Source organism: Streptococcus sp. GMD1S (assembly GCF_000296875.1).
Taxonomy (GTDB): domain Bacteria; phylum Bacillota; class Bacilli; order Lactobacillales; family Streptococcaceae; genus Streptococcus.
The window spans coordinates 1-4,917 of record NZ_AJQY01000339.1 but is presented as its reverse complement, the minus strand read 5'-3'; the positions used below and the strand labels follow the sequence as shown (position 1 = coordinate 4,917).

The following is a 4,917-nucleotide window of genomic DNA, read 5'->3' as shown; positions in this document are numbered from 1 at the left end:
CGTAACACAGATTGTCAAAGTCGGAACTGCTAAACCAAGCATGGTACCAAGCGATGTACCGAAAGCAGACGCTCTGCCAGAGTATCCGCTAACTTATACCGACGAAACTCGGGTTGAGAAAATTAACTTCACAATTCGTGAAGAAGAAACGGATGAGCTTGTTCAAGATGCCCGTCAAATAACAACTCCAGGAGTCCAAGGCGAACGTACCATTAAGACCCGTGTCTACAGTTCTAATGGCCAAGTGGTCGACCGTCAAGAGTTGTCTAACGAGGAAACTCTAGCTCCAGTAACACAAATTGTCAAAGTCGGCACGGCTAAACCAACCATGGTACCGAACGACCCACCGAAAGCAGAGGCTTTGCCAGAGTATCCACTAACTTATACCGACGAAACTCGTGTAGAGAAAATAGCCTTCAACATTGAGGAGCAATATACCGATGAGCTAGTTCAAGATGCTCGTCAAATCACAACTCCGGGTGTTCAAGGTGAGCGGACCATCAAGACTCGTGTTTACAGCTCTAACGATCAAGTTGTTGACCGTCAAGAATTGTCTAATGAAGAAACCTTGGCTCCTGTAACGCAAATTGTCAAAGTCGGAACGGCTAAGCCAACTATGGTACCAAGTGATGCACCGAAAGCAGACGCTTTAGAGGAGTTCGATTTAATTTCACTGCATAATCTCTTGGCAGAAGCGGATCAGATTAAAGCACAGGCCCGTTATTTCAACGATAGTCAGAGTCATCAAGCTAACTATGATGCTGCTTTGACGGCTGGTCAAGCGATTCTGAGCCAATCCCAAGCCAGCCAAGCAGAAGTCAACCAACTGGTGGAACAAATCAATCAAGCCAAGGCTCAATTAAGTGGTCTTGAAGTTGTTAAAACAGCTCTTCAGACTGAGTACGATTTAAATCCAACGGTTAAAACTTCGGTTAAATATAAGAATGCGGATTCAGAAAAGCAGACAGCTTATACTGACGAATTAACCAAGGCAGAAGGAGTGCTGAACAATCAAACAGCTACACAAGTACAGGTCAATCAAGTTCTTGCTAGCCTGACAGCAGCCAAAGAAGCTCTAAATGGAGTGCCTAAAGTCAAGCCGACTGTTTCCATTCTAAGTCTGACTGAGAATGTTGATGATAAGTCGGTGACGGTCCAATATAGATTGGAAGACCAGACCCAGTCCTTCCGCTCAGCGACTGCAGAATTGTACCAGGGAGATCAGCTGATTCGCACTCTTCCAATTACCAACTTTGCTGGCAGCTTGAAAATTGGTGACCTAGACTACTATACAGGCTATACTTTGAAAACCAAGTTGACTTATGAACTGGATAATGGCAGCTTTACTGAGTTTGAAACAGACAGTCGTAACTTTGAGTTAGAATACAAGAAGATTGCCTTCCGTGATATTGATTCCGTTGAGTTTTATCATAAAGAAAACGACCAATACAAGCGCTTTGTATCGATGAGCTCCATGCCTACGGATCTGTCTACCTACTTCGTTAAGATCAAATCAAGCGAATCCAAGGAAATTCTCCTACCAGTTCATAGCATTTCTGAAGCAGAGAAAGATGGCAAGGCCGTCTATAAGCTTAATGTAACCCTTCCTGAACTCGTCCAAGAAAGTGAAGCGGGCTACAAGTCTGGGCACGACTTCTACATCAGTAAGGCAGTCCCTAGTCAGCAAAATGTCTATACTAGCTTTGCTGGATTGGTAGACGCTATGAAGCGAAATATGGCAGGAAATTATGTTCTGGGAGCTGATTTGGATGCGAGCGAGGTCAACCTAGCTCCTGCGGACTATGTCTATCTCAAAGGGAACTTCACCGGCAGTCTGACGGGTAGTCAAAATGGCAAGCAATATGCGATTTACAATCTAGCCAAGCCTTTATTTGAAAACCTCAAGAGTGGGTCTACCATTTCCAATATCGACTTTAAAGATGTGAATATCGTGGGTACCTATGACTCAGCAGCACTTGCACGCAATGCGGAGAATGCGCGAATCACAGATGTTTCTGTTCAGGGAAGAGTATCGGTAGTAGGCAACGCTTCTAACGTAGCGGGTCTTGTAGTTAATGGAACCAATACGAAGATTACAAATAGTTCCTTTACGGGGACTATCCTATCTAACAGTCAACACATCAAAGCTTATAATGTAGGTGGTTTGGTTGCAAGCCTTAAAGGAGGAGAATCTCTTCTTAGCCAAAGTAAAGCAGATGTAACGATTATTAGTGGAGCTCGATCAAATGAACAACGTATCGGTGGTTTGGTTGGACGTCTAGAAAATAATGCTCGAATCACCAAATCTTATGTGACAGGAAAAGTATATAATTCAACCACTAACGGTCAAATCGGTGGAGTGGTCGGCTCGAACTACTTTAATGGTTTAGTTGATAATGTGATCAGCAATGTTAGCGGTACAAACGTTTACAGTATTTCTGGAGATCAGGGCTACAAAAACGACCGCATTACGCAAGCCTATAAAGTTGCCAAGAGTGAAACCTTGAAAAACGATCAGTTTGTTACTTCTACCATTACTCAAGAAGAAATGGAAGAAAAACTGACTGCTATGAACATCACGACTAGCCTAGATGACACGAATCTAAATATGCGTTTTGTCGACTATGGTGAAGTAAACAATGCTCAATTCGACCGTGGATATTCTTATGCAAATATGGAGAAACTGCTTCCTTTCTACAATAAAGAAACCATTGTTTCGTTTGCGAACAAGATTCCGAAAGAGCATAAGTTGAATAAGGAGTACCTACTGGATGTTGTTCCGATGAAGGGTGACCAGATTATCACTGATATCCATAGCAATAAAACAGCAATCAATCGTTTGATGCTTCACTACATGGACAATACTATTGACTACCTAGAAATATCTTATCAGGGAGATTTCGTAAATCGAGGCATTGCTGAGTATAGGATGAAGGGATTAGACCTTCTTTATACTCCAGAAGCCTTTGTATCAGATTATACTAGCATTCTAAATCAAGTGTTGCCAGAGCTGAATAAGGTCGTTCTTGATTCGCCAGCTATGCGAACAGCTCTCGGAGTAGCAGCAGATACTTCTTTGGATGAACTATACTTAGATACTGCATTTACGCAAGTGAAAAGCAAGCTATCAGGTGAGCTTCGCAAAGTGCTAGCTATGGATAAGGCTATCAATACTGAAGGTGAAGTAGTTAAGGATTATCTTGTTAAGAAGATTCTTGCTGATAAAGAAGCTTTCCTATTGGGTCTGACTTACCTTAACCGTTGGTATAATATCAACTATGACAACTTTAATGTTAAGGACCTATCGGCTTACAAGATGGATTTCTACGGTAAAAATGACGTTTCGGTTCTTGATACAATCATTGCTTTAGGGAAATCAGGACTTGAGAATCTCAAGGCTAAGAACAACTATACAGCATATGATAATTCGCTCTCTGAAGCAACTGGCAAGCGAGGACTCTTCAATTACCTTGAAGGCTACCGTCAGCTCTTCCTGCCATACAAGACCAATAATGAATGGCTCAAGACCAATACAAAAGCCTACATCGTTGAGGCTAAGTCCGATGTAGCAGAAGCGAGACAGCTTCAGGACGCAGCTGAGGGCAAGAGCAAGTACTCTGTCGGTGTTTATGATAAGATTACTGCAGATAATTGGGAACACAAGGGCATGCTCCTGCCACTCTTGACCATGACAGAGAAAGGTGTCTATGCTATCTCCAATATGTCTACCATCTCCATGGGAGCTTATGATCGCTACCGCCTGGATGCCAATAACAGGGTGCGAACAGACGCAGAACTAATTGAATATGTTGAAGACAGAGTGAGAAAAACAGCTGAATACCAGCGCGACCACTATGATTTCTGGTATAAGATTCTGAGTCCAGAAAGCAAGGACAAGCTCTTCCGTTCTGTTCTGGTTTATGACGGATTCTCATTGGTTGACAAGAATGGTCAAAAATATTGGGCTCCAGCTAATGATAAAAAATCTCTAGCTATGCAGGAGTTCTTCGGACCTGCTGGCAAGTGGTATCCAAGCAAGGGCTATAATGCCTATGCTACGGGTAGTGTAACCCACTTTGATGCTGCTAAATTGTTGGAAGACTATGGTAACTCAGTTTACACGCATGAGATGACCCATAACTCTGACGGTGCTATTTACTTTGAAGGATATGGTCGTCGTGAGGGACTAGGTGCGGAACTCTATGCTCGCGGACTCTTGCAGTCTTCGCCAAGCCCAGATGAACCAACTATTACGCTCAATACTCTCTTCAAGGTGGACAAGGATTCTAAGACACGTATGCATACCTATAATTTCAAGGAACGTGTTCAAAATGCAGCAGACCTTCAACACTATGTCCATGGTATGTTTGACATGATCTACACCTTGGATTATCTAGAAGGTACCTCTATGCTGAAGCAGAGTGATGATGCGAAACTTCAGTGGTTCAGAAAGATGGAGAATTACTATATTACAGATAAGTATGGTAAGGAGACTCATGCTGGTAACCAGACGAGAAGCTTCACTGCTGAAGAAATCAAGCAATTAAAGACCTTTAACTCTCTCATTGAAAATGATGTGATCACTCGTCGGGAGAATAAGGAAAGTGGGAAATATGGTCGAAATGGCTACCTCAGTCTCAGCCTCTTCTCACCAATTTACTCAGCCTTGAGCAATCCAAATGGAGCGCCAGGTGACGTTATGTTCCGTCGCACAGCCTATGAATTACTGGCAGCCAAAGGCTACCATGAAGGATTTGTCCCTTATGTTTCTGGTCAGTACTCTCAGGAAGCCTTTGATGAAGGGAAGAAAACGTGGGACGGATGGTCTGGAAGAGATGTTGGTCTCGTGACTGACCAGAAAGTCTTGGAAAATGTATTTAAAGGTGAATACACCTCTTGGGCAGCCTTCAAGAAGGC

1 protein-coding gene is annotated in these 4,917 nt (G+C 43.0%); it reads left to right on the top strand.

Translation table 11 applies throughout. The features are described 5' to 3' along the window. Positions 1-4,917: ZmpA/ZmpB/ZmpC family metallo-endopeptidase (locus GMD1S_RS09980; protein WP_000325680.1), on the top strand; the 4,917-nt coding region annotated here is incomplete at both ends.